21 protein-coding genes are annotated in these 24,867 nt (G+C 70.6%); 14 read left to right on the forward strand and 7 right to left on the reverse strand.

The features are described 5' to 3' along the window. Positions 1 to 643: NAD(P)H-binding protein (locus QR77_RS00970; protein WP_040019220.1), on the forward strand; the 643-nt coding region annotated here is incomplete at its 5' end. 1 nt (position 644) lies between these two features. On the opposite strand, the gene QR77_RS00975 is transcribed toward QR77_RS00970, so the two are convergent. After that, positions 645 to 962: a UBP-type zinc finger domain-containing protein gene (locus QR77_RS00975; protein ID WP_040019221.1), complete on the reverse strand. Its 318-nt coding sequence runs from the start codon at positions 960 to 962 to the stop codon at positions 645 to 647. A gap of 192 nt (positions 963 to 1,154) precedes the next feature. Between QR77_RS00975 and QR77_RS00980 the strand changes: the two genes are divergently transcribed. The 4 genes from QR77_RS00980 (at position 1,155) to QR77_RS00995 (ending at position 6,332) form a co-directional block, all read left to right on the forward strand. Continuing rightward, complete coding sequence (locus tag QR77_RS00980) at positions 1,155 to 2,120, forward strand: hypothetical protein (protein ID WP_040019222.1); 966 nt, start codon at positions 1,155 to 1,157, stop codon at positions 2,118 to 2,120. Positions 2,121 to 2,564: 444 nt separating this feature from the next. Then, the gene (locus tag QR77_RS00985) at positions 2,565 to 5,534 is read left to right on the forward strand and encodes a BTAD domain-containing putative transcriptional regulator (protein ID WP_040019223.1); all 2,970 of its coding nucleotides are present in this window, start codon (positions 2,565 to 2,567) and stop codon (positions 5,532 to 5,534) included. A 106-nt stretch (positions 5,535 to 5,640) separates the two neighbouring features. Then, complete coding sequence (locus tag QR77_RS00990) at positions 5,641 to 5,943, forward strand: metalloregulator ArsR/SmtB family transcription factor (protein ID WP_040027055.1); 303 nt, start codon at positions 5,641 to 5,643, stop codon at positions 5,941 to 5,943. Beyond that, complete coding sequence (locus tag QR77_RS00995; RefSeq protein ID WP_040019224.1) at positions 5,940 to 6,332, forward strand: VOC family protein; 393 nt, start codon at positions 5,940 to 5,942, stop codon at positions 6,330 to 6,332. The genes QR77_RS00990 and QR77_RS00995 overlap by 4 nt, the downstream gene beginning before the upstream one ends. Before the next feature lie 56 nt (positions 6,333 to 6,388). Here the strand turns inward: QR77_RS00995 and QR77_RS01000 are convergent, their stop codons facing one another. Beyond that, positions 6,389 to 7,258, reverse strand: a complete 870-nt coding sequence (locus QR77_RS01000) for an NAD(P)H-binding protein (RefSeq protein ID WP_040019226.1) — start codon at positions 7,256 to 7,258, stop codon at positions 6,389 to 6,391. A 333-nt stretch (positions 7,259 to 7,591) separates the two neighbouring features. On the opposite strand from QR77_RS01000, the gene QR77_RS01005 reads away from it, so the two are divergent. Next, positions 7,592 to 8,098, forward strand: coding sequence for a hypothetical protein (locus tag QR77_RS01005; RefSeq protein ID WP_052488437.1), 507 nt, complete (start codon positions 7,592 to 7,594; stop codon positions 8,096 to 8,098). On the opposite strand, the gene QR77_RS01010 is transcribed toward QR77_RS01005, so the two are convergent. After that, the gene (locus tag QR77_RS01010; protein WP_040019227.1) at positions 8,017 to 8,523 is read right to left on the reverse strand and encodes an Rrf2 family transcriptional regulator; all 507 of its coding nucleotides are present in this window, start codon (positions 8,521 to 8,523) and stop codon (positions 8,017 to 8,019) included. The two genes, QR77_RS01005 and QR77_RS01010, sit on opposite strands and share 82 nt — an antisense overlap. 136 nt (positions 8,524 to 8,659) lie before the next feature. Here QR77_RS01010 and QR77_RS01015 point away from each other — a divergent pair, with 136 nt between their 5' ends. From QR77_RS01015 to QR77_RS01030, 4 genes are all read left to right on the forward strand, one after another. Further along, on the forward strand, positions 8,660 to 9,400 hold the full coding sequence (locus QR77_RS01015; RefSeq protein WP_040019228.1) for an NAD(P)H-binding protein: 741 nt from the start codon (positions 8,660 to 8,662) through the stop codon (positions 9,398 to 9,400). A 167-nt stretch (positions 9,401 to 9,567) separates the two neighbouring features. Beyond that, positions 9,568 to 10,329 carry a Clp protease N-terminal domain-containing protein gene (locus QR77_RS01020; protein ID WP_040019229.1) on the forward strand — a complete coding sequence of 254 codons (762 nt, stop codon included), beginning with the start codon at positions 9,568 to 9,570 and terminating at the stop codon, positions 10,327 to 10,329. 297 nt (positions 10,330 to 10,626) lie between these two features. Further along, positions 10,627 to 11,541: an SCO0930 family lipoprotein gene (locus tag QR77_RS01025; RefSeq protein ID WP_040019230.1), complete on the forward strand. Its 915-nt coding sequence runs from the start codon at positions 10,627 to 10,629 to the stop codon at positions 11,539 to 11,541. 502 nt (positions 11,542 to 12,043) lie between these two features. After that, positions 12,044 to 12,586: a sigma-70 family RNA polymerase sigma factor gene (locus tag QR77_RS01030; RefSeq protein WP_078876409.1), complete on the forward strand. Its 543-nt coding sequence runs from the start codon at positions 12,044 to 12,046 to the stop codon at positions 12,584 to 12,586. An 81-nt stretch (positions 12,587 to 12,667) separates the two neighbouring features. Here the strand turns inward: QR77_RS01030 and QR77_RS01035 are convergent, their stop codons facing one another. Further along, complete coding sequence (locus QR77_RS01035; RefSeq protein ID WP_160310869.1) at positions 12,668 to 14,146, reverse strand: hypothetical protein; 1,479 nt, start codon at positions 14,144 to 14,146, stop codon at positions 12,668 to 12,670. Between the two features lie 372 nt (positions 14,147 to 14,518). Here QR77_RS01035 and QR77_RS42000 point away from each other — a divergent pair, with 372 nt between their 5' ends. The 3 genes from QR77_RS42000 (at position 14,519) to QR77_RS01050 (ending at position 21,275) form a co-directional block, all read left to right on the forward strand. Then, positions 14,519 to 16,375: a hypothetical protein gene (locus tag QR77_RS42000; RefSeq protein WP_150130334.1), complete on the forward strand. Its 1,857-nt coding sequence runs from the start codon at positions 14,519 to 14,521 to the stop codon at positions 16,373 to 16,375. 98 nt (positions 16,376 to 16,473) lie between these two features. Further along, the gene (locus QR77_RS01045) at positions 16,474 to 16,767 is read left to right on the forward strand and encodes a WXG100 family type VII secretion target (RefSeq protein WP_040019233.1); all 294 of its coding nucleotides are present in this window, start codon (positions 16,474 to 16,476) and stop codon (positions 16,765 to 16,767) included. A 104-nt stretch (positions 16,768 to 16,871) separates the two neighbouring features. Further along, positions 16,872 to 21,275, forward strand: coding sequence for an FtsK/SpoIIIE domain-containing protein (locus tag QR77_RS01050; RefSeq protein WP_063797981.1), 4,404 nt, complete (start codon positions 16,872 to 16,874; stop codon positions 21,273 to 21,275). Positions 21,276 to 21,392: 117 nt separating this feature from the next. Here the strand turns inward: QR77_RS01050 and QR77_RS01055 are convergent, their stop codons facing one another. Both QR77_RS01055 and QR77_RS01060 read right to left on the reverse strand, forming a co-directional pair. Next, positions 21,393 to 22,016, reverse strand: coding sequence for a hypothetical protein (locus QR77_RS01055; protein ID WP_040019235.1), 624 nt, complete (start codon positions 22,014 to 22,016; stop codon positions 21,393 to 21,395). Further along, positions 22,013 to 22,297 (reverse strand): hypothetical protein, encoded by a 285-nt coding sequence (locus tag QR77_RS01060; RefSeq protein WP_040019236.1) that lies wholly within the window; start codon positions 22,295 to 22,297, stop codon positions 22,013 to 22,015. Before QR77_RS01060 ends, QR77_RS01055 begins: the two co-directional genes overlap by 4 nt. 147 nt (positions 22,298 to 22,444) lie before the next feature. Between QR77_RS01060 and QR77_RS01065 the strand changes: the two genes are divergently transcribed. Beyond that, the gene (locus QR77_RS01065; RefSeq protein WP_040019237.1) at positions 22,445 to 23,140 is read left to right on the forward strand and encodes a hypothetical protein; all 696 of its coding nucleotides are present in this window, start codon (positions 22,445 to 22,447) and stop codon (positions 23,138 to 23,140) included. A 62-nt stretch (positions 23,141 to 23,202) separates the two neighbouring features. Here the strand turns inward: QR77_RS01065 and QR77_RS01070 are convergent, their stop codons facing one another. Beyond that, positions 23,203 to 24,846 carry a glycoside hydrolase family 13 protein gene (locus tag QR77_RS01070; RefSeq protein ID WP_040019238.1) on the reverse strand — a complete coding sequence of 548 codons (1,644 nt, stop codon included), beginning with the start codon at positions 24,844 to 24,846 and terminating at the stop codon, positions 23,203 to 23,205. Positions 24,847 to 24,867: the final 21 nt, after the last annotated feature.

A 24,867-nucleotide genomic window follows, 5' to 3' on the forward strand; every position in this document is an offset into this window, starting at 1 on the left:
CAGCGGGGCGGGCGTGCCCGAGGCGGTCGCCGGCGCCGACACGGTGGTGCACCTCGCGACGACCCGGGGCCACGGGGACGTGGCGGCGACCAGGAATCTGCTGGCAGCGGCCCGTGAGGCGGGGGTGGCGCATCTGGTGCTGATCTCGATCGTGGGGATCGAGTCCATCCCGATGGGGTACTACCGCGACAAGGTGACCGTCGAGGGCTTGGTGGCGGAGTCGGGGCTGCCGTACACGGTGCTGCGGGCGACCCAGTTCCACTCGCTCGTCGACGAGATCCTGGCCGCGCAGCGCTTCTCCCCGGTCCTCCTCGCGCCTGGTTTCGCCCTTCAGCCCATCGCCGTGGAGGATGTCGCCGGGCGTCTCACCGAGCTGACCGGATCCGGTCCCTCCGGCCGGGTGCCGGACATCGGCGGGCCGCAGCGGCGCGCTGTGGGTGATCTGGCGGCGGCGTGGCGACGGGCCAAGGGGTCGCGACGTCCGGTTCTGCCGCTGAAGCTGCCGGGAAAGGCGTTCGCCGGGTTCGCGGCGGGGCACGCGCTGGTGCCGGGGCCCGCGTACGGGCACCGCACCTTCGAGGACCATATGGCCGCGCGGTACGGAGCCGGGCGGAACGGGGCCGCGCGACAGGGGGCCGAATGAGTCAGGCCGGGCGCACCGGGCCCATGCCCTCGACCTCGAAGCTGATCTCGTCCTCGTAACACCACCACCAGGCCTCGCCCGGCTCGTAGGAGCGGATGAGCGGGTGCCCGGTCGCCTTGTAGTGCGCGGTGGCGTGTGCGTTCTTCGAGGAGTCGCAGCATCCGATGTGCCCGCACGTCTGGCATTCCCGCAGGTGGACCCAGGTGTCCCCGACTGCGACGCACTCCGTACAACTGTCCGGGCTGTCGGGGGTCACCGGTTCCACGTCCGCGAGGTGGGCGCAGATGAGCTGGGTCGTCCGTTCCGTGTCGTCTCCCATGGAGCTGCCGCCCGTCCGGCCGCTTCGGCCATTTCGAGTCATCGCCTTTTCACGCTACGGCCGCTTTCCGGACACCGCCAGCAGAGCGGGAACCGGCGGCAGCCCAAAAGCGTCTTGACAGCGGTCCGACAACGGGCAAGCCTGGACATTCGGTCATCGATCGAGGCCGGCGGGGGATTCGGGGGGATCATCGTGACAAACACGCGTACACGCAGGTCGGGGAGGGGTGCGGCGGTCGGCACGGCGCTGGTGGTGCTGCTGCCGCTGGGGCTCACGGCGTGCGGCACGGGGGGTGACGACGGGAAGGACGGCGCCGGTACGCCGAGCGCGGTCGGTTCGCCCACCCCGAGCCCGTCGCCGACCGTCGATCCGGCCGTGTACCGCCGTACGCTCGACAGCACGCTCGGCCCGGTCGACAAGGCCTTCCGCGCCGTCGACAGCGCCAAGGAGGGCAAGGCGCTCGACCAGGCGATAGCCAAGGCTGCGGACTCGGCCAGGAGCGCCGCCGCACTGCTGGAATCCGCCGAGGCGCCGGAGGACGCGGTCGACGGCACTCTCTCGCTGGCGGATTCGCTGCGCGGTCTCAGCGACACCCTCACCGACTCGCAGGCGGGCGGGGGCCGCTGCGCCACCTCGCCGCGTGTGGAGCTGGGATCGGACCCGACGGCCCTCGGGGGCGTACGGGACGCCGCCGGCACGCTCAGCGGGCTCGGCTATCCCGTGCACCTGAAGCTGCCGCGTACCGAGAAGGCCAAGAACCGCCGGCTCAGCACCGGCTCGTTCATCAAGGACACCGGCCGGAGCGGCCTCGGGAAGCTCACCGTCAAGAACGGCACGGACAGCGACGCGGTGGTGACGCTGACGCGCGGGAAGAAGACCGCGTTCACCGTGTATCTGCGCAAGGGCGGCAGCTCGACGGTGCGGAGCGTCAACAACGGCACATACACGGTCTACTTCACCATGGGTGAGGACTGGAACTCAGCGAAGAAGTCCTTCACCCGGGACTGCTCGTTCGAGAAGTTCGACGACCCGGCGGACTTCCACACCCGGCAGGTGTCGGGCGGTACGCAGTACGACGTGCTGACGTTCTCGCTGGCCAAGTCGATCGGCGGGAACGCGACGACCACCGGGGTGCCGCAGGAGGACTTCCCGTCCTGACGGACGCGGACGCGGGGGTACGCGGGACCGGCAGGGGTACGCGGGCCGGGCGGGATACGCGGGGCGGGCGGGGCCGGGAACAAGGGGGCGGCGCCGTCCGTTCCTATCTATGTGGGTGCGGATGGGACAGTGTCCCCGGGCCCCACATATGAATCGCACATGGGGACGATCGTTCGGCTGAAGCCCCATGATGCTCATCGCCGCGAGGCGACCGCCATCCGCACTCCGCCCCTTTGTCGGGCCCCGACCGGTCTCCCCCGTCCGGTCGGGGTCTTTTTGCTGTCTCTTCATCACTGGGCGTTCGTCGAGGGTTACGAGCGGTGCGTTTTTCGCGGCCCGCCCCGCCCGCTTCCCCGGTATTGTCCCGCGTACTCTTTGAAAAGCCACGCCGCACCGGCGATACCGTGATACGGCCGGAGCGGGCACGCCCTACACTCCCCGACTGTGCGTTTCATTGTGTTGGGACCGGTCAGGGCGTGGCGTGATGGTGTCGAGCTGGAGTTGGGGCCACCCAAGCAACGGGCCTTGCTCGCCTTTCTACTGACGCGTACGGGCCAGCCCGTCGCCGTCCACGAGATCGTCGACGTCCTGTGGGGGCAGGACCCGCCGGACAGCGCGGTCAATGTGGTGCACCGGCATGTCGGCGCGCTGCGCCGGCTGCTCGAACCCGACCTGCCCACCAGGGCCGCTTCGCGGCGGCTGGTACGCGGCTCCGGCGGTTACCGGCTCGATCTGGGGACGGACGACCTGGACCTGCTGCGGTTCCGCGCCCTGCGCGAGGAGGCGCGGCGCCTCGCCGAGGAGGGGTCGCCGAAGCCGGCCACGGAACTGCTCATCGAGGCGCTCACCCTGTGGCGGGGCCCGGTGGCGACCGGGATCGCCTCCCAGATACGGGCGCATCCGGTGTTCACCGCGGTCGACCGCGAACATCTCGTCGCCGTCAAGGAGGCGTCGGAGACAGCGCTCGACGCGGGGGCCGGGCTCACCGAGCGGGTCCTGATCACGCTCAGGCAGGCCGCCGCACATCACCCTCTGGACGAGGTGCTCCAGGCCCGGCTGATCGTGGTGCTGGCGGCCACCGGCCACCAGGCGGAGGCGCTCGACGTCTACCGGACGGTCCGTACGCGGCTCGCGGACGAGCTGGGGCTCGACCCGGGGCCCGAGCTGCGCGCGGCGCAGGAGCAGGTGCTGCGGCAGAACGTCCCGCTTCCGGCGGCGTCGGTGGACGGGGGTCCGGGCACGGGACCGGTCGCGTCCGGTCCGGCCGACTCATCGAGTCTGCCCGGCTCTTCCGGCTCTTCCGGCTCGGCTCCGGCGGAAGCAGCCGCGGCGGGGCAGGCCTCGGCCGACCAGTACATACCGAAGGTACGGCCGGCCCAACTCCCCGCCGACCTCTCGGCGTTCACCGGCCGGCGCAGCGAACTGGCCAGGACGCACGCGCTGCTGCCCGAGGAGGGCGAGCAGCCGGCCGCCGTGGTGATCAGCGCGATCGGCGGCATGGCGGGTGTCGGCAAGACCACGCTCGCCGTGCACTGGGCCCATGAGATCGCCCACCGCTTCCCCGACGGGCAGCTCTACGTCAACCTCCGCGGCTTCCACCCGACCGGCTCGATCATGACGCCGGGCGATGCGATCCGTACGTTCCTCGACGCCTTCGGGGTGCCTTCGCACCGTATCCCCGCCGGTCTCGACGCCCAGGCGGCGCTGTACCGCAGCCTGCTGGCCGGCCGGCGGGTGCTGGTCCTGCTGGACAACGCCCGGGACACCGAGCAGGTGCGTCCGCTGCTTCCCGGCGCGCCGGGCTGTCTGGTCATCGTCACCAGCCGCAACCAGCTTCACGGTCTGATCGCCGGTGAGGGCGCCCGTCCCATCGAGCTGGACGTGCTCACGGTGCGGGAGGCGCGGGAGTTCCTGACGCGCAGGCTGGGCGCCGCCCGTACGGCGGCCGAGCCGGCCGCCACCAACGAGATCATCGGCCTGTGCGGACGGCTCCCGCTGGCGCTGTCCATCGTCGGCGCACGCGCGACCGTCAACCAGGCGTTCTCCCTCGCCTCGGTCGCCGCCGAACTCCGCGAGTCCCACGGAAGTCTGGACGCCTTCGCCGTCGACGACCCCGTCACCGACGCGCGCAGCGTCTTCTCCTGGTCGTACAGCACACTCAGCGCGGGCGCCGCCCGGCTGTTCCGGCTGCTCGCCCTGCATCCGGGGCCGGACGGCTCGGCCGGAGCCGCGGCGAGCCTGGCGGGGCTCCCGGTCCGTGAAGTGCGGCCGCTGCTCTCGGAGTTGGTACGTGCCCATCTGCTGACGGAGCACGCACCCGGCCGGTACGTCTTCCACGAGCTGCTCAACGCCTACGCCGCCGAACTGACCCGTGCCGAGGACGGGAAGGACGTACGCATCGACGCGCTGCACCGGATGCTCGACCACTACCTGCACAGCGCGCAGGCGGCCGACAGCCTGCTCGCGCCGCACCGTGAACGCATCACACTGCCGGCGCCGTGTCCCGGCGCGAATCCTGTGCGGTTCACCGACAAAGGCCAGGCGGCCGACTGGCTCGACGCGGAACACCTGGTGCTGCTGGCCGCCGTGCACCAGGAGGCGAGGCGCGGTTCGGGGGCGCACTGCTGGCAGCTCGCGGCGACGCTGGAGCTGTGCCTCGACCGGCTCGGCCGGTGGCAGGAACAACTCGCCGTCCAGGCGGTGGCCCTCACCTCGGCGCAGCGCCTGGGAGATCTGGCGGGGCAGGCCCACACCCACCGGGCCCTGGGGTTCGCGTACGGCAGGCTCGACCACCGCGACGAGGCGTACGAACACCTGCTGCGGGCGCTGGAGTTGTTCGACGAGGTGGACGATCCCATCTCCAAGGGGCGGGTGCACCGCTATCTCGCCTTCCTCTGCAACAAGTTCGGCCGCCATCTGCAGGCCCTCGACCACTACCGGCAGGCCTTCGCGCTCTACGGCCCGGGAGGCCGGTGCGGCGCGCACGGGAGGATCTTCAACGAGGTCGGCTGGACCCACATCCTGCTCGGCGAGTACGAGAAGGCACTGGACCAGTGCCGGCAGGCGCTCGCCGTGGGCCAGGAGGTCGGCGACCGCGACGGTGAGGCGGCGGCCTGGGACAGCCTCGGCTACGCCCATCACCATCTGGCCCAGTACCGCCAGGCGCTGGCCTGCTACGGGCACGCCCTGGACCTGTACAGGGAGGTCCACGACCGCTATCTGGAGGCCGACACCCTGGTCCACATGGGCGACAGCCACGAGGCGGCCGGCGCCAACGGCCTGGCGGCCTCGGCATGGCTCCAGGCGCTGGACATCGTCGACGCCTTCGACCATCCGGACGCGGCGCAGATCAGGGAGAAGCTGGAGCGCCTGAAGGAGACGGAACGCAGGGTGGCGCTGTCGCTCCCGGCCTGAGAGGGCGGTTCGTGAGGTGGTGTCCGGTTGCGGGTGAGAGATTCCCCGCTCGCGGCCAGTTGCCGGGGACTTGATAGGCAAGTGAGGAGTTGCCTATTCTGTGGGTGTGGCCGATGACCTGTTCAAAGCCTTGGCCGACCCCACCCGTCGCACCATCCTCGACGAGCTCACGGAGAAGTCCGGACAGACACTGTTCGAGATCTGCGCGCGACTGAGCATGAAACATCAGCTTGGCATCTCGCGTCAGGGGGTCTCCCAGCACCTCGCCGTGCTGGAGGCCGCCGGGCTCGTCGAGACCAGGCGGGAGGGCCGCTACAAGTTCCACGACCTGAACACGGCCCCGCTGCGGCAGATCGCCGAGCGATGGCCCGCGCCCGACACATCCGGAGCAGAGGAGAGCACCCCGTGAAGATCCATCTGACCAGCATCTTCGTCGACGACCAGGCCAAGGCCCTGCGCTTCTACACCGAGATCCTCGGATTCGTGAAGAAGCACGACGTCCCGCTGGGCGAGACGGACCGGTGGCTCACCGTCGTCTCGCCCGACGAGCCCGGCGGCATCGAACTCCTCCTGGAGCCCGCCGGCCACCCGGCCGTCAGGCCCTACCGCGACGCGCTCGTCAACGACGGCATCCCGCTGGCCCAGTTCGCCGTCGACGACGTGAAGACGGAGTACGAGCGCCTGCGCGGCCTCGGCGTCCGCTTCACCCAGGAGCCCCTGGCCATGGGCCCCGTCACCACCGCCGTCTTCGACGACACCTGCGGCAACCTCATCCAGATCGCGACACAGCCGCGGTAGGCGCTCGGCGGCGGCGACTCGACCCTCGCCCCGAACGCCTGGCGAGCTGAACAAGGTTACTTTTCTGAAGCGGCCCTGTCCGGGCGGAATTCCTCAGCGTGTTCCTCCGCCCACGCGCGGAACGTGCGCGCCGGCACTCCGGTGATCTCCTCCACCGTGGAGGTGATCACGTTCGACGCGGGCCGGTTCTCGACGCCGGCCAGGAGCGCCTCGACGAGAGCGGGCGGCCTGCCGTCGGCGAGCATCCGCCGGCGCGCGAGCTGTACGGGGACCTTCTCGAAGGCGACCGGGTGGCCGATCGCCTCCCCGATCGCCTGTACTTGCTGCGATCTGCTCAGCACCTGCGGTCCGGTGAGAACGTACGTCGCGCCCTCATGCCCGTCACCGCTCAGCGCCCGCACCGCCACGGCCCCGACATCGCGCTCATGGACCACCGCCGTGGCGGCGATGTCGGGACCACGGACGACGCGCGTCGTACGGATCTGCCCGGCCCACCCTCGCGCGTTGGAGGCGATGGTGTCCGACCGCAGGACGGTCCACCGCAGGCCCGATTCCTCGATCAGCCGCTCCATGTCGGCGTGGAGCTGGTTGATGGGATCGGTCTGCCGTTCGGCGTCGTCGTTCACACCGGACGACGAGAGGTAGACGATCCGGCGGGCATGCCGGGCGATCACCTCCAGGACGGCGGCCGCGCCCCCGGTCGTCAGGAAGGGCCAGATCAGAAACACAACACCGACACCCTTCAGCGCCTCTTCCAGCGTGCCCGGCTCGGAGAGGTCCCCACCGACGACCGTCACGTCCGCCGGCAGTCCGGCGGCTTCGGGATCACGTACCAACGCGCGCACAGCGGTTTCGGCGGCCAGGAGCTGACCTACAACTTGCCTGCCGACGTTGCCGGTTGCGCCTGTCACAAGAATCTCGGTCATGAAAGGCCAGCCTCGGCCGTGCCCGGAGTATTCCGTCCGGCGCCGAGGAGGGTGGGGAAGACCGGCGGGCGCGCGTGGTCGGCGACGACGTGGCGTGCCATGGCGTGCCGTGCCGTGTACCGCGGGAGTGTGTCGGTGGTCTGTCGGTGGCACGTCGGCCGCGGTGTGCATTCTAGTCCGCATGGCTGAGCTTCTCGCACGTTCTTATGACGGTGCACCCGTCACCGCTCTCGACGAGGGTGGTGGGCCGACCACTTTGCCGGTGCTTCATCCGGGCGGGCGGCGTTGGCCGCGCCGTCGTCATGTGCCGGAATGCTTCTGTATGAGCCTCCGATGCCGACCACTTCGCTGATCGCGGGGGCGGCGGGACACCGTGCTCGTGCCGCCCTCGACGCGGGTGACCCGGCGGAGGCGATGCGGATCCACCTGCGCGACATCGTCCGCATGCCCGCGCCGGTGGTGGAGGCGATGTTCGGAAATCCGGGAGTACGGGCCGCGTTCGCCGCGTACGCGGCCGCGCAGATCACCGACAACGAGGCGATCGACGCACTCGGTATCGGCATCGAGTGCTTCAGCGCGCTCAAGACTCCAGCGACCCTGGTCGAAGGAGACCTCAGCCCGGCCCACTTGCGTGAGCGGGTCGCGGACCTGGCGCTGACGCTGCCCGGCGCCCGGATCGTCACGCTGGCCGGCCAAGGGCACACAGCCCACCTCACCGCTCCTGATGTCCTGGCCGACACGATCCGGGACATGGCCGGTCAGTGGGCGCCGACCCGGTCTTCGTCGTCGTTCGGCCCCGTCAGCCAGGTGCGGATGCCGTCGAACACGGAAGAGCCGTAGTCCTCGTCGACGCTTCTGGCGAGGTCCGCGATCGATATCTCCCGCAGGGCCTCCCGCCAGGCGGCGTCGGCGCCGGCCATCGCGCGGGAGATCGCGCAGGGGCGCGTGCACTGTTCCGCCCGGGCCGCCAGCGGGCCCCGCCGGCGGATCTCGGTGCATACGAACGCGGGCTGCGAGCCGTCCACGGCCACGACCACCTCGAGGACGGTGATCAGCTCCGGGGCCCGGGTCAGTACGTATCCGCCCGCCTTGCCCTGTACGGAGTGCACCAGGTCGGCGCGCGAGAGCGCCTGGAGCTGCTTGGCCAGATAGCTGCCCGAGACGTCGTGCAGCGCCGCGAGCCGGGCCGCGGGAATCGGGTCCGTCGCGGTGGTCAGCACCACGCAGCAGTGCAGTGCCCACTCGACCCCGCCTGACAACTTCATGTCGCCACCTGCCTCACCCTGTTGACTCGGACAAAGGTTATCCGACTATTATCTCGGACAAGAAGTATCCGAGTTGAGGGCGCGGTCCTCAGCCAACCCCGGCCTGCCCCGCGGCACGGCGCGAAAGGTGAGAGCCATGAAGTTCACAGTCATCGGCGGTACCGGACGGATCGGCTCGCAGGTGATCCAGAAGCTGACCTCGGCCGGACACGAGGCCGTCCCCGCGGCGCCGTCCACCGGCGTCGACCTGATCACGGGCGAGGGGCTGGACCAGGCGCTGGAGGGCGCCGACGTCGTGATCAACGTGGCGAACTCGCCCACCTTCGACGCGGCGTCCCTGGACTTCTTCCGTACCTCGATGAACAACCTGCTGGCCGCCGGCGAGCGTGCCGGGGTCCGGCACCAGGTCATCGTCTCGATCGTCGGTGTGGAGCAGGTGCCGGAGCTGGACTACTACCGGGCGAAGGCCTTGCAGGAGGAGCTGCTCCGGCAGGGGCCGACGCCGTACTCGATCGTCCGCGTCACCCAGTTCTACGAGTTCATGGAGGCGACCATGTCCTGGACCTCCGACGACACCACCGTCCGGCTGCCCGCCACCCCCATCCAGCCGATCGCCGCGGCGGACGTCGTCGACGCGGTCGTCGAGATCTCCACCGGCGCCCCTCTCCAGGGCATTCGCGACTTCGCGGGCCCCGACGTCTTCACCCTCGACGAGGTCGGCAGGATGACGCTGGCCGCGGAACACGACGGACGCACCGTCGTCATCGACGACCAGGCCGGCATGTTCGCGGCCGTCAAGGGTGACGTACTCATCGCGGGACCGGACGCGCGTCTCGCGCCCACGCACTACAAGGACTGGCTCCGAAGCGCCCACTGACCGGGTGGTCGGTGACTCCGCGCGCCGCCCTGGGCCGGGCGCTCCGCCCGCGCCCGGCCCGGGCACGTACGGACCCAGGCACCCACGGACCCAGGCACGCGCACGCCCTGGACAGCTAACCCCATTGGGGTTAGCTTGTGGTTACACAATAACCATGGGGGTATCCGGTGCCGAAGATCAACGTGTATCTGCCCGACGACCTGGCCGAAGCGGTCAAGACCGCCGGTGTGCCTGTGTCGGCCGTGTGCCAGCGGGCGCTGGAGCAGGCCGTACGCAGGGTGACCGCCATCCGTGAGTCGGTTCTCGCCGATCTCGACGACGAACCGACGGGGGCGCTGGCGCACTTCACCCCGAGGACACGTGCGGTGCTCAAGCTGGCGATGGAGCGGGCGCGGGAAGCCGAAGCGCCGAGGATCAGCACCGAGCATCTGCTGGGCGCCGTGCTGGACGAGGGCACCAACCTGGCTCTCCACGTGCTGCGGGCCATGGAGATCGCACCGGAGCAGGTCGGGCACGATCTGTCCCGCCGACAGCCGGAGGCGCCCGCAGGCGACCTGCCGGACCCCGACCCGCGCCGGTTCGACGGACCCGCCGCCAACGCCCTGGAGCTGGCGGTCACCGAGGCCACCTCGCTCGGCCACAACTACATCGGCTGCGAACACCTGTTGCTCGGCCTGACCGCGGAACCGGACGGCGTGGCCGGACAGGTTCTACGAGGCCTGGGCGCCGACCCCAAGCTCGTCCGCCGCGCCGTCACCGCGGCGCTCGCGGGCTACGTTCATCTGCGGGCCGAGACCGGGCAGGGCCGGCCGGCGCCGGCCGCCGGCGCGCAGCAGGCGCTCGCAGCGGCCGTACGTCAGGAACTGGAGCCGCTGAACCGGCGCATCGCGCGGCTGGAGGAGCACCTCGGGCTGAACGCCGAAGGCTGACAGCCATCTCGCGTCGCGCTCGCGGTATGCCACCCGGTCGGAAGCGGCGCTCCGGTCGGCGCTCCCTTCCGCCGTGGCAGCGGTTGCTCCTGCTGGCCGTCTTCGTCCTCGTCGTGTGGGGAAGTCTCCGGCGAAACGGGTGCCGGTGCCGGCGACCGGTGGCACACCGGCGTACGTCCGGGATCCCACTTTCCCAAGTCCGCACCGTCCGCTCTGAACACGGCAACCACCGCCCACGTGTATAGGGATGAGGCGCCGCTCCCGTGAAGCGGACGCACGGTGAACGCAAGGAATGTGATGAAGAAGAACACCCGAAGTGCCCTGCTCGTGGGGGCCGCGGCCACGATGCTCATAGGCGTCACCGCATGCGGGCAGGAGACGAGCCCGGCCAAGGCGGCGAGCAGCGGCAGCGCCGCGCCGTCCATCTCCGTCGTACCGGGATCCGCTTCCGTCGCGCCGAGCGCGGGCGCCGGCCAGTTGGCGGTGCGTACCGATGCGAAGCTGAAGTCGATCGTCGCCGACGGACAGGGCATGACCCTGTATGTCTTCACCAAGGACGAGGCCACCCCCGGCAAGTCGACCTGTGACGGCGACTGCGCCACCGCGTGGCCGCCGGTCCCGGCGGACGCCACGGTGTCGGACGGTCTGAACAAGGACCTGCTGGGCTCGGTCACCCGGACCGACGGCAGCAAGCAACTGACGCTCGCGGGCAAGCCGTTGTACTACTTCGCCAAGGACACCAAGCCCGGTGACACCAACGGCCAGGGCGTGGGCGGTACGTGGTACGCGGCGCAGCCCGACGGCGGCGAGGCCGGCAGTGACCGTCCCGGGCTCGGCGTGCTCGACGACCCGAAGCTCGGCAAGATCCTGACCGACAAGAACGGCAAGACGCTCTACCTGTTCACCAAGGACACCCCCTGGCCGATGAAGACGGCGTGTGACGCGACCTGCCTCAAGCAGTGGACGCCCAGCGCACCCGTCACGGCCGAGCAGGCCAAGGCGGCGGGTCTCGACCCGAAGGTGCTGTTCACCTTCAACACGCCGAACGGAACCGCCCAGGAGTCGTACAACTGCTGGCCCGCCTACACCTTCAACGGTGACGCGCAGCCCGGCCAGACCAACGGGCAGAACATCGGCGGTGTGTGGTTCGCCATCAAGCAGGACATCCCCGGGAGCGACAAGGGCAAGACCATCCCCGCAGCCAAGGGATGACGCAGAAGTGAACCACGGGCGGCGTTCCGGCGGCAGGTGAGCAGTTCGCCCGTGCCCCGGCCGTCGTCCCGCGCCACAGGCACCGGGGCCTTCCGGCTCCGGTTACGGGTGACGGCCCGCCGGGACGTACCCCGCGTCCCGGCGGACTGTCCCTGACGTCCGTCGACACCCGTCGCCACCTGTCGTGACGGCGTCCAAGACCCCTGATCACCGGCGCTCCGGGCGGCCGCAGGATTTCAGCACTTTTTCAGCACCGGGGTACGCATAGGCTCGCTGCGGGCGACTGTCCCACAAGGACACCTCACCGCTCCCTGTGCCGCCCCTCCCGTCGGCCACGGCCGACGAATCCACCCCGCAACTCGCCGGTCTTCCCCTCAACTACCCAGCTCCGCCACACCTTTAACGTCCCACAGCCATCGGATTCCTTCGGCCCGCAAACCGGAACCGGAGGCGCCGGTTACAGTCTCGGTGTGGTGCCTGCAAGACCCCCAGGAATCGGAACATGAAGACAATCGCGGCCCCCGACGCGTCCCCGAAGGCCCGTAAGGAACACCTCCTGCATGTGCTGGTGGCTGAACACGGGAAGGCGCTCCTCGCCTACGCCGAGAAGATGCTCAGCGACCGCCACCTGGCCGAGGACATCGTCCAGGAGACCCTGATCAGGGCCTGGAACCACACGGAACGGCTGTACAGCACCGAGGGTTCCGTCCGGGGCTGGCTCCTCACGGTGACCCGCAACCTCGTCATCGACCGGCTCCGCAGCGCGCCGTCGCGTTACGAGACGCTGGGCGCCGACAACCAGGACTCCACCCAGCGGGACCACGCGGACGCGGTGCTCGCCTCCGTCGAGGCCATCGGGCTGCTGCGGATGCTGTCCGTCGAGCACCGTGAGGTGCTGGTGCACACGTACCTGTGCGGCCGTACCGTGCAGGAGACCGCGGGGATACTCGGCATACCCGCCGGCACGGTCAAGTCGCGCCAGCACTACGCGCTGTGCAATCTGCGGACGAGGGCTCGGGCCAGGGCCGGCGCCCACGCGGAGTAGGAGTGCGTTTCCTCTCCCGTCCCCGCGCGGGCGGCCGGCCCCGTACGCCGCTGTGAGGATGCCGGTGTCAGGGCGCCGCTGTCAGGCGGGAACCGTGAGTGTCACACCGAGGACGGGGATGTCCACATTGCCGTCCGCGTCGGTCCGCCACCGCCAGTGCGCTCCGCCGACCTCGCCGCAGACCAGTCCGGTCCAGCCGGCGCCGCCCGGACCGCAGAGCGCGAGCAGTTCGGCGGCCTCCCGGTCGGTCGGCGTGCCGGCCATGACCACAAGGCCCTTGACCGGACGGCGGGAAGCCGCGGCGCGTACGGTCGACCCCGGCGATCCGGGCCGGGGGCTCCGAAGCCCCTCGTCGATACGCGTCACCTCTTCGAGTCCCTGGGGTACGGGGATGGGCGGCGCGCCGTCCGTACCCCGCAGGACGCTGACGGGCAGGCCGGGCCGGGTACGCGCGACCTCGGCCAGCAGGCCGCTCACCACGTCGCGGGCCACCGCGTGGTCGCCCGTCACACTGAGGGTGCCGTCCAGCCTGCTGAGGTCGACGAAGACCGGCTCACCGTCGTCGTCCGTACCGACCCGCACGAGGCAGGCCGAAGCCACCAGGGTTTCCAGGTCGGTTCCCGCGGAGCCGGGGGTCAGCCAGGAGGCCGCTCCCGCCGGGCGCCGCCACAGGGTGCCGCCGACGTTCTGCCACGGGGTGGGGATCTCCTCCGAGGACGGCAGCCATGCCGTCACACCGCCGGAGTCCACCCGCAGCGCGTGCACCGGCGTCTCGCGCTTGCCCTTGCGGGCGGCGAACTCCGCCAGCACGCCGTAGGCGCCGCGTACGGAGTCGGCGTCGGAGGCGAACCGGGAGGTGACGGCGCGGCGGAACTGGAGCCTGCGCTTACGGCGGGCCGGGTCACCGAACTTGCGGAGGCGGCGGCCCAACGCGGCGAAGGCGCGGCGTACATGGCGCCTGCCGACGATGCCGGCGGTCACCAGGGCCAGCACGATCGCGCCGAGCACACCGAGTACGGCAGGCAGCGGAATGCTGACCGTGTCGGGGTCCGCCGGTGCGCCGGCGGTGTTCCCGGCGGCCGGTGGCGCCGAACTCGCGGCCGGCGGCGCTGTGTTCTGGGTGCCCGTACCTGTCCCCGTACCTGTCCCGGTTCCGGTCTCCTTCGCCTGCTGGACGTCGGGGCCGCTCGCGTCCGGCGGCAGCCGCAGGATCCAGCCCGGGTGCAGGACGTCGCCCGGGTCGTTGAGGGAGGCGCCGTCCTGCTGCGCCTGGCCCCGGTTGAGGTCGAAGATCTCACCCGACCGGTTGGCGTCGCCGAGGGTACTGGTGGCGATGGACTGCAGTGTGTCGGCCTGACCACCCGTCTGCGCCGGGTCCCTCACCACGAACACCTTGACGATGTCGCCGTCGGCGGCCCCGGCCGTCAGAGTGCCGACCCCCAGGGCGGCCCAGAGACCCAACAGCACGACAACCAGGGCCCGTAGAGCCGTACGGCGTCCCCGCCCCGCCCCGCTGACGCTGTGCCGTTGGCGACGCGTGGCGCCGACACCCTTCATCATGATCTTTCCACCCATATCTCTCCGGTGCGCACCGGTCCCCGCCCGTCGGCCCCGGGCCGGCTGTGCCGCCGTGCCGGGCTCCTCCGCACATCTCTCCCCGGTACACGGGAGGGGCGGCGAAAAGGTTCGACGAACCGCCAGGAAGATCAAGGAGATCAGGGAGATACGGGTCGGCTTCGCCGGCGCGGACCCGGAACGGACCCGGCGCCGGCCCCGGACGGAACATCTTCCGACATCTTCCGGAGAGATCTGAACGTTGCGGACACCGGGCCCGTGTATGAGGACGGCAGGTACTCACACCGCATCTTTCACACCTCATCACGGGGGACGCACGTGGCGCGACGGCACACTTCGGGCTTTGACATCGTCGGCATGAGCAGCGACCCGACGCCCGGGGACATCGACGAGATGGCCCGCGTCAGGGACCGCTACAAGGATGTCGCTGACCAGGCCGATGTCGCCCTCAACTTCCTCAAGAAGGGCGGCGCTGTCGAGTCGGGGCGCGGCCAGGCGATGGACGCCCTCAACAAGCAGATCGGCGACCTGCCCGACAAGCTCCAGAAGACCGTGACGTCCTTCCACGACGCCGCCGAGGCGTATACGCAGTACGCACCCAAGCTCGTCGAGGCGCAGGATCTCCTCGACAAGGCCATGGACCAGGCGTCTTCGGTGGCGGGACAGGCCGCCCAGAGCGCGGCGACGCTCGCGCCCGACGCCACCGACGAACAGAAGACGTCGGCGAAGCAGCAGCAGGACAAGATCTCCGAGGCACAGGATCAGCTCAGCGCGGCCAAGAGCATGGCCCAGCAGGCGAAGGACTTGCGGGAGCAGGCGCAGCGGGCGTGCGCCGACGTCCTGGACAAGGCAGCGGGTGAGGCGATCCCCGAACGGAACATCTTCCAGAAGATCGCCGACTTCTTCAAGGATTTCCCGTTCATCCAGATCCTCCTGGGGATCCTCATCGCCGTGGTCGCGGTGTTCTTCCCGGTGGTGGGAGCCCTCCTCGGCGGGGCGTTGTTCGTCTTCAACCAAGTCGTGGCGAGCCAGACCGGCGGCATAAAACCCGGCGACTTCCTCAGCGGGCTGCTCGGAATCATCCCCGGCGGCAGTCTGCTGAAGCTCGGAGGCAAGGCGGTGCAGGCGATTCCGGGGCTGGCGAAGGCGCTCCAGACCGGTGCGGGCCTGATCGGAAAGGTCACGGCACCCATCGCCAAGGTCGGTGACACCCTCGCGAACACCAAGATCGTCGGAGGGCTCATCAACAGCCCGCTCGGCAAGGTCGGTGCCAACCCGATCGTCAAGGACACCATCGGGAAGTTCGCGAAGGACGGCGCGGTGGAGGTCGGGATCGACGGATTCGACAAGGCCGTCACCCACCAGAAGTTCGACCCGACGGCCGTCATCGCCGGTGTGGCGGGCGGGGCCATCGCGGGTGGTGCGGTCAAGGCGGGCTTCGGCTCGATCGGGAAGAAGCTCGGCGGCGGCAAGGCGCCGGCGAGCGGGACGTTCGGCGACACGGCCGAGTCGGCTCCCGGGGACTCGCTCGGCAAGAGGGCTGCCGACCAGGTCGGCAGCACCGTCGAGGAGGGTGCGTCGATCGGGGCCAAGGTCGGAGTGGGCGCCGCTCAGGGCAAGTCGCCCGAGGAGCTGGCGGCGATCGCGGCGCAGGAAGCCACCAACTCCTCGTCGAAGATCGGGGCAGGCGCGGTGGGCCGGGGGGCTGTGACGCACGGCGTCGACAGCATCCCGATCAAGGGAACGGGAGCCGGAGCGGGAGCGGGCGGCAAACCCACGCTCACCCCGCTGACCATCCCGCCCACCCAGCCGCACACGGACGTCCCCTCGGCCCCGACCACCCCGGTCCAGCCCGCGAGCGTCCCACTCCCGCCCTCACCCACGTCGCCGACGACGCCCACCACGGGTGACGGGGGTGCCGGCGCGGGGCGCCCCGCCCTCACCCCGCTGAGCATCCCGGGGACCCAGCCGCACACGGACGTGCCCGCGGCCCCGACCAGTCCGGTCCAGCCCGCGAACGTCCCGCTCCCGCCCTCGCCGACGTCGCCCACGACACCGACGTCGCCCACGACACCGACGACGCCCACGTCGCCGACGTCCAACGACGGTTTCACCACCGCACCGACTTCACCCGTCTCACCGACGTCACCGACCTCGGATGCCGGCGGCGACGAGGGGTTCACCACCGCTCCCTCGTCCCCGGCGGGCAACTGAGCGTCAACTGCCCGCGTACGCCTTCGCGTTCGCGCACACCACAGACTTCCATCCCTCAGGTGGATGGACAGCCCAGATAATCAGCAAGGAGCACAGACATGCCCAACTTCGCAGTCAACTCGGACGAGACCGCTTCCACCTCGCAGGCGCTGCTCAACGACTTCACGACGCTGCAGGACAAGCTCACCGAGGTCAAGGGCAAGATCAGCAGCCTCCTTGCCAACGGATACAGCACCCCGGCGGCGCAGCAGAAGTTCCAGCCGTTCTTCGACGAGTTCGCCAAGGGCTTCGACCAGGTGAACCAGGGGCTCCAGGGCATCGGCCAGTACGTCAAGTCCGTCGGTGAGGCCTTCGACCAGACCGACACCCAGCTCGGTTCCAACCTGTCGTAGCGTCGGGTGTTCGCGGGCGCCCCGGCCGGCGCCCGCACGCCGTTCGCGTGCCGCCCTCAGGGTGCCGTCGTCCGTCCCCTACTCATGCATGAGGAACGATAGCCGTGCGATTGAACGTCAGCGTTCGTGACCCGCTCGTCGAGGGGGTGTCCACAACAGTCGTCGTCGACACCGAACCCTCCGCACAGGCGGGCCGCCTCGCGGCGGAACTGGCACGCGCCGTCGGTCATGTCGGTGCGGACGGCGAGTGGACATCCGCTCCCGCCCTGTTCATCGGCCCGGAGGCCGTCGACCCGGAGACCACACTCCAGACGGCGGGCGTGCGGGACGGCATGGACCTCGGGCTCGGCACTCCCGTTCCCGGGGAGCCCGAGCCCGAGGGCACGACCGAACTGCGCGTGGTGTCGGGGCCCGGCGCCGGGACGGTCTTCCGTCTTGTGCCCGGCGACTACGACATCGGCGGTGGCGAGACCTGCCGGATCCGCCTGGCCACGGGCACGCCGACGCTCGCGGCCCGGGTACGGGTCAGGCTGGACGGCACCGCCGAGCTGGCTCCCACCGACCACGCGCTGCTCGACAGCAGGCCCGTGCCCGGCACGTCGGCCTGGCCGCAGGGCAGCCAGCTCGCCGTCGGGGACATCCTGCTCGAACTGTCGTCACGCCAGTCGGCGAAGGCACCGCTGACCCCGGCGGCGGACGGCCTCGGCCTGGAGTTCAACCGGCCGCCGCGCTTCGTACCGGCGCCCAGCAACGCCAAGTTCCGGCTGCCGGCTCCCCCGGTGAAGCCGGACAAGCGGCCCATCCCGCTGCTGCCGATCCTGCTGCTGCCCGCCGGCAGCGCCGTGGTCTCCATCCTGGTCACCGGCCGCTGGACCTTCATCTTCATCGCCCTGCTGTCGCCGCTCGCCGCGCTGGTCACCCAGTTCGGCAGCCGCAAGCAGGGCATGCTCAAGTACCTGGAGCAGATGAAGGAGTACGAGGGGAAGCTGTCGCGGGCCCGCGCCGACGTCGACAGCGCGGTCCTGGAGGAGCAGCACAATCTGCGGCTGTCCCTGCCGGATCCCGCCTCGCTGCTCCAGATGGCCTCGCAGCCCTCGGAGCGGCTGTGGGAACGCCGGTGGCAGGACGGGGACTTCCTGTCCGTGCGCGTCGGTACGACCGATCTGCCCTCGTCGGTCGCCGTCGAGGACCCCACCCAGGACGAGAACCGCCGTACGACCGTGCCGACCCTGCATCAGGTGCCGGTGTCCGTTCCCATGCGCCGTGCCGGTGTCGCCGGGGTGGCAGGTTCGGGGGCGAACCGGCTCGCCGGGTGGATGGCCGCCCAGGCCGCTTCCCTGCACAGCCCGGCCGATCTGCGGATCGTCGTGCTCGCGGGCCCCGACGGTGAACGTGACTGGTCGTGGGCGCGCTGGCTGCCGCACTGCCAGGCGCAGGGCGAGGACGCGTACGCGCTGATCGGCTCCACCACCGACTCGCTGGCCCGCCGCATCGGTGAGCTGGGGCAGCTTGTGGCGGCCCGGGTCCAGGCGGGTTCGGAGCTGGTACGGGGCGGTGTCAACGGCTACCCGGACGTGCTGGTGATCCTGGACCAGGCCCGGCGGGCGCGTTCGCTGCCCGGTGTGATCGCCCTGCTGCGCGACGGCCCCTCGGTGGGCGTCTACACGCTCTGCATGGACCGTGAGGAGCGGCTGCTGCCCGAGGAGTGCGGCGCGGTCATCGTCACGGAGACAGGTTCGGGCACGGGCTCCAAGGTCCGCACCGGAGTGGGCGCCGCGCTGGAGGGCGTACGCACCGACTCGCCGGAGCCCGGCTGGTACGAGAACCTCGGCCGGGCGCTGGCGCCGCTGCGCGGTGTCGGTGACAACGACGAGAGCGCGCTGCCCGGTTCCGTACGCCTGCTGGACCTGCTGCACGTCGAGCCGCCGACCGCCGAGGCGGTCGTCGCGGGCTGGGCGCTCGGCGGCCGGTCCACCCGGGCCGTCCTCGGCACGGGTTACGACGGGGACTTCTCCGTCGACCTGGTGCGGGACGGTCCGCACGCCCTGATCGCGGGCACCACGGGATCCGGCAAGTCGGAGCTGTTGCAGACCCTTGTCGCCACCCTCGCCGTGGTCAACCGGCCGGACGAGATGACGTTCGTCCTCGTCGACTACAAGGGCGGCAGCGCGTTCGCCGAGTGCGCCGACCTGCCGCACACCGTCGGCCTGGTCACCGACCTCGACACGCACCTCGTCGAGCGCGCCCTCGTCTCGCTGGGCGCGGAGCTGCGCCGCCGCGAGACGCTGCTCGCCAAGGCGAGCGCCAAGGACATCGAGGACTATCTCGACAAGCGGGCGCGCGGCGGCAATGTGCTGCCTCCGCTGCCCCGACTCCTGCTGGTCGTCGACGAGTTCGCGTCCATGGCGCGTGAACTGCCCGACTTCATCTCGGGTCTGGTCAACATCGCGCAGCGGGGCCGGTCGCTCGGTATCCACATGGTGCTGGCGACGCAGCGCCCGAGCGGCGCCGTCACGCCCGACATCCGCGCCAACACCAACCTGCGTATCGCGCTGCGCACCACGGACACCTCGGAGAGCCGCGACATCATCGACGCGCCGGACGCCGGGGACATCTCGCCCGGCAACCCGGGGCGGGCGTACGCGCGGCTCGGCCCTTCGGCGCTGCTGCCCTTCCAGTCCGGCCGGGTCGGCGGGCGCCGTCCCGGTGGTGCGCTGCCCGTGGACATGGAGGTTCCCGTCCGCGCGCAGAGCCTGAGCTGGCAGGAGCTGGGCGGTCCGCTGCTCAGCGGTGGTTTCGGCGGCGGTTCCGGCCGCGCCCAGACCGAGGCGGTCACCGACCTGGCGGTGCTGACGGCGGCCGTGGCGCAGGCGGCGCGGCTCGCCGAGGTGGCCAGGCAGCCCAGTCCGTGGCTGCCGGCGCTTCCCGATGTGCTGGAGTGGACCCCGCCGGCGGCGCCCAAGCCGTTCGGCGACCGGGAGGCCGCTCTGCCCCCGGTGGAGTACGGGCTGATCGACCTGCCCGCCCAGCAGAGCCGTACGGGCCTGGTCCTCGACATCGACAGGGCCGGGCATCTGCACATCATCGGCTCGCCCCGCAGCGGCCGTTCGCAGACCCTGCGCACGCTGGCCGCCGCGCTGGCGCAGGCGCACGGCGCCGACGACCTACACCTCTACGGCATCGACTGCGGCAACGGCGCGCTCAACGCGCTCACCACGCTGCCGCACACCGGTGCGGTCGTCGACCGGAACCAGACCGAGCGGCTCGGCCGGCTGCTGGACCGGCTGAGCGCCGAACTCACCTACCGGCAGGGCGTGCTGGGTGCGCGTGGTACCGCGGACCTCGCCGAGCTGCGCCGGATGGCCGCCCCCGAGGAGCGGCTGCCGCACATCGTGCTGATGGTCGACAGGTTCGAGGTGTTCGAGCGCGAGTACCAGTCCTTCGACAACGGCAGTTTCCTGGAGCGGATGATCCGGCTGCTGCGCGACGGCGCCGGCGTGGGGATCCATCTGGTCCTCGCCGGTGACAAGGTGCTGGGCAACAGCAGGTTCGGCGGGACCACCGAGGACAAGATCGTCCTGCGGATGAACGACCGCGCCGACTACTCGTCGGTCGGCATTCCCACCAAGTCGGCTCCGTCCGATCCGGCTCCGGGACGCGGGCTGCGTACCCAGGACCTGAGCGAGACGCAGATCGCGGTGCTCGGCGCCGACCTGTCCGGTACGGCGCAGGCGGGGATCCTGGTCGCGCTCGGCGAGGAGCTGACGCGCCGTGAGGCCGAGGTCCCTGCGGCGCGGCGGGCGATCCGGCTGGATGTGCTGCCGGACCGGATCTCCTACGCCGAGGCGCTCGCGCTGCGGGTGAACGGGGGCCCGATGCGTCCGCTGGTCGCGATCGGCGGCGACACCCTGGCCGCGGTGGGTCCGGACCTCTCGGACGTGCCGACGTTCGCGATCGCGGGTCCGCCGCGTACGGGCCGCAGCACGGCCCTGCTCAGTGTGGCGCGTTCGCTGCTGGACTCCGGGGCCGGTGTGATCGTGCTGGCGCCGCGCCGCTCGCCGCTGCGGGAGCTGGAGGGCCGCGCCGGTGTGGCCGCCGTCATCACCGATGTGGAGGTCTCGCTCGAAGACTTCCGCCAGGTGCTGAGCAATGTCCCCGAGGACAACGCCGTGATCGTCATCGACGACGCCGAGCTGTTCATGGGGGCCGAGATCGACTCCGACCTGGCGCTGCTCGCGCGCGGCGGTGCGGGCAACGGCTGGGGTGTGGTGGCGGCCGGCAACGCCGAGTCCATGTCGCTGAGCCTCGCCGGCTGGATGGGGCAGGTCAAGCGGAACCGTACCGGCATGCTGCTGTCGCCGCAGAACCTCGGCGACGGTGAGGTCATCGGTATGCGGCTGAGCCGGGGTGTCGTCGGACAGGCGCCGCAGCCGGGTCGTGGGCTGCTGCACCTGGGTGACGGGACGCTGATCTCCGTACAGGTGCCGGCCACCGGGATCGACGGCTGATCAGGGCCGATCGCTGACGGTGCGGTGATACGGGAGGGCGGCCGGGGCTTCGTGCCCCGGCCGCCCTCCTGTTCCGTGTGCCGTGGTCGTCACCGGCCTCGGTGGTCCTCGCCGGTCTCAGTTGTTGTTGCTGACGACCTTGCCCTCGGCCGACACGAAGCGGAAGGTGCCGGTGACGGCGTCGAAGAGGTCGTACACCTCGTTCTTCATCGGCAGGTTGGGGCTGGCGCACGACACCACCAGGAAGTCACGTGCCGTTCCGGGGACCGGCATCATGGTGTGCATGGTGAGCAGCTTGACCTTGACGTCGGCGGTCAGCGGTGTCACCTCGGTTCCGGTGACACGGGCGACGCGGCCCACGTTCAGCACGTTCGCCGAGGCGATGACCCGGTCGGACGGTGCCTTGCCGTTCGCCGAGTCCACGCCCAACTGGGCGGAGATGACAGGCAGTGTGAGTTCGAGTCCCTCGGGCGTGGTGACGGCGAAGACCATGACGTAGGCCATGAACAGGCCCTCGTCGTACATGGTGGCGGTGCCGGAGGCGAACAGCGCGCCGTGGCTGCGCGCCGAGTTGGTGACCTGGCGTGCCTGCCGGAAGAGGTCGTTGATCTGGGCCTTGTCCCTCGGGCTCTCCGCGCGTGCCAGTGCCTCAGCGCGGGTCTTGGCCATGGTCTCGCCGGTCATGTCCATCTCGTCCCACACGTCGGGGACGTCGAGGAGGAACCGCTCCGCGGTGCTCACTTTCCGGAGTCCAGGTTCGCGACGGCGTCGGTGTCCGTCTTGTGGAAGGCGTCCGAGATGCTGTCCATCGCATCCTTGATGGCCTTCACCTGCTTCTTCAACTGCACCTTGCCGTCGTTCCACTTGTTCTCGAAGTTCTGGGCCGACCCGTGGGAGAGCTCCGGGCCGAAGGCTTTGTCGAAGTCGAAAGTGTGATGGCCGATGTCGATGTTGTCCTCGACGAACGACAGACCGGCCCGGGCCTGGTCCAACTCGTCCCCTGGAATGAAGATGTCTGTCATCGTGATCCCCTTGTGCGGTGGTGCTGACGATCCCATGGGGGAACACGGACGCGGCGGCCGGTTCGTTCAACGTGGCGGCCGCCCCGGCCGGGGGAAACGACTTCGAAAAGGGCTGAACCTTTCGGCGCCTCCTCTCGTATAGGGGGTGTGACTCTCCCTCTCCCTTCCCGTAGCAACAGCGCCACACGCAAGCCGGTACGCCGGGCCGTTGTCGCATCCGTCCTGGTTCTCTGCGGTCTGGCCGGTGCGTCCGCCTGCGGCAAGTCGATCCAGATCACCGACAGCGGTGACAAGCCCGCCGCCTCGTCGCCCGCCGCCCCCGCTCCCGCCTCGTCCACTCCCCCGCCCGCGGCGGCCGGCGGCGGCCAGCCCGCCGGTAACTCCGCGCTCCAGGTGGTGGACAGCACCGCCGCCCAGAACGGGAAGACCGGTACGGGCGGCACGGTCATCGGTGCCGCCATCCAGGAGACGCCCCCGAAGTGGGTGCAGTTCTCCGCGGTCCAGTCGCCCGATCTCGGTACCCACCTGATCAATGTCAACCAGGCGACCCTGTACCGCTTCGACAAGGACACGGCCAAGCCGTCGGCGTCCAACTGCAACGACGACTGCGCGGCGACCTGGCCGCCGGTGACCATCGTGGAGGGCGGCAACGTCTATCTGGCAGGTGTGGACCCGAAGCAGGTCGGCGCGGTCCGCCGGCAGGACGGGCAGGTCCAGGTGACGGTGGGCGGCTGGCCCGTCTACCGCTACTCGGGCGACAACGGTCCTGGCGACGCCAACGGCCAGGGAATCGGCGGGACTTGGTTCGCCGTGGGCCCGACCGGCGAGAAGTCGGCGCAGTAGCCGAAGCCGGCGGCGGGGCGGCGCGCGGCTGACGCCGTACGCCGCCCCGCCGGTGTGTCCGGTCAGTTCAGGTCGAGCCATACGCAGGTGTCGGCCGGCAGGAGGAAGCCGTCCGGTGTCCTGTCGAGGGGCGCGCTGGTCAGCAGCACCGTCGCCGCCCGGGGCAGCGGCAGCGCCGTGTCACCGAGGTTGACCACACAGCGGAAGCCCCCCGGGCGGTCGAAACACACCGTGTCCGGGCCGCTCTCCGGACCGTTCTCCACCCAGGCCAGTGTCTCGGGCAGGCCGGTCAGCCGCTCCCCGCGCAGCGCGAGGCCCCGGCGGTAGAGCGTGAGGAACGAGTCGGGGTCGGCGGTCTGCGCCTCGACCGACAGCCGCGCCCAGTCGGCGGGTTGGGGCAGCCAAGGCTCCGCGGTCGCCCCTTCCGGGGAGAAGCCGAGCGTGTGGGAGCCGCTCCCCCACGGGAGCGGGATACGGCAGCCGTCGCGCCCGCGGTCGAGCCCCTCGGAGCGTACGTACGTCGGGTCCTGGAGGAGCTCGTCGGGCAGGTCCTGGACCTCGGGCAGGCCGAGTTCGTCGCCCTGGTAGACGTAGATCCCGCCGGGCAGTGCCATGGTCAGCAGCGCGGCCGCCCTGGCTCTGCGGCGGCCGAGCACCGGATCGCTCGGGTCGGCGAGGCGCTTGTCGCCCATGTCGAAGGACGTGTCGGCGCGGCCGTAGCGGGTGACGTGCCGGATGGTGTCGTGGTTGGAGAGGACCCAGGTGGGCGGCGCGCCGACCGGTGCGTGGGCGGCGAGTGTCGAGTCGACGACTCCGCGCAGGGCGCCGGCGTCCCAGGCGCAGCACAGGAAGTCGAAGTTGAAGGCGGAGTGGAGTTCGTCGGGGCGCAGATAGCGGGCGAACTGCTCGGCGGTGGGCAGCCAGACCTCTCCCACGAAGATGCGGTCGCCGTCGTAGCCGTCGAGGATCTCGCGCCAGCTCCGGTAGATGTCATGGACGTCGTCGATGTCCTGGTAGGGCAGGTCGGTGGGGTCGGGGGCGGCGCCGACGTCGGGCAGCCCCGGCTTCTTGGCCAGGCCGTGGGCGACGTCGATACGGAAGCCGTCGACGCCGAGGCGCAGCCAGAAGTGCAGGATGTCCTCGAACTCGGCGCGTACGTCGGGGTGTTCCCAGTTCAGGTCGGGCTGCTGGGGGGCGAACATGTGCAGGTACCAGGGGCCGGGAGTTCCGTCGGCCTCGGTGATCCTGGTCCAGGCGCTGCCGCCGAAGTACGAGTGCCAGTCGTTGGGCGGCAGTTCGCCGTGGTCGCCACGCCCCGGCAGGAACCAGAAGCGCTCGCGGGCGGCGGAGCCGGGTCCGTCGGCCAGTGCCTGCCGGAACCAGCGGTGCTGGTCGGAGCAGTGGTTGGGGACGAGGTCGACCAGGACCCGCAGGTCCTGTGCGTGTGCCTCGTCGATGAGCTGTCCGGCCTCGGAGAGGGTGCCGAAGAGCGGGTCGATGTCGCGGTAGTCGGCGACGTCGTAGCCTCCGTCGGCCATCGGCGAGGTGTACCAGGGGGTGAACCACAGGGCGTCCACGCCCAGTTCGCGCAGATAGGGCAGCCGGTCGCGTACGCCGGCGAGGTCACCGGTGCCGTCGCCGTCGCCGTCGGCGAAGCTGCGTACGTAGATCTGGTAGATCGCGGCATGCCGCCACCAGGGGGTCACGGGAACTCCTTGCTCGAATGG

The sequence above is a fragment of the Streptomyces sp. 150FB genome, assembly GCF_000818195.1.
Classification (GTDB): domain Bacteria; phylum Actinomycetota; class Actinomycetes; order Streptomycetales; family Streptomycetaceae; genus Streptomyces.

What these genes read in the sequence shown, in the direction of transcription:
- QR77_RS00975 (WP_040019221.1), bottom strand. Translation starts at nt 962, where the DNA reads ATGGGAGACGACACGGAACGGACGACCCAGCTCATCTGCGCCCACCTC.
- QR77_RS01000 (WP_040019226.1), bottom strand. Translation starts at nt 7,258, where the DNA reads ATGACCGAGATTCTTGTGACAGGCGCAACCGGCAACGTCGGCAGGCAA.
- QR77_RS01005 (WP_052488437.1), top strand. Translation starts at nt 7,592, where the DNA reads ATGCCGACCACTTCGCTGATCGCGGGGGCGGCGGGACACCGTGCTCGT.
- QR77_RS01010 (WP_040019227.1), bottom strand. Translation starts at nt 8,523, where the DNA reads ATGAAGTTGTCAGGCGGGGTCGAGTGGGCACTGCACTGCTGCGTGGTG.
- QR77_RS01015 (WP_040019228.1), top strand. Translation starts at nt 8,660, where the DNA reads ATGAAGTTCACAGTCATCGGCGGTACCGGACGGATCGGCTCGCAGGTG.
- QR77_RS01025 (WP_040019230.1), top strand. Translation starts at nt 10,627, where the DNA reads ATGAAGAAGAACACCCGAAGTGCCCTGCTCGTGGGGGCCGCGGCCACG.
- QR77_RS01030 (WP_078876409.1), top strand. Translation starts at nt 12,044, where the DNA reads ATGAAGACAATCGCGGCCCCCGACGCGTCCCCGAAGGCCCGTAAGGAA.
- QR77_RS01035 (WP_160310869.1), bottom strand. Translation starts at nt 14,146, where the DNA reads ATGATGAAGGGTGTCGGCGCCACGCGTCGCCAACGGCACAGCGTCAGC.
- QR77_RS42000 (WP_150130334.1), top strand. Translation starts at nt 14,519, where the DNA reads ATGAGCAGCGACCCGACGCCCGGGGACATCGACGAGATGGCCCGCGTC.
- QR77_RS01045 (WP_040019233.1), top strand. Translation starts at nt 16,474, where the DNA reads ATGCCCAACTTCGCAGTCAACTCGGACGAGACCGCTTCCACCTCGCAG.
- QR77_RS01060 (WP_040019236.1), bottom strand. Translation starts at nt 22,297, where the DNA reads ATGACAGACATCTTCATTCCAGGGGACGAGTTGGACCAGGCCCGGGCC.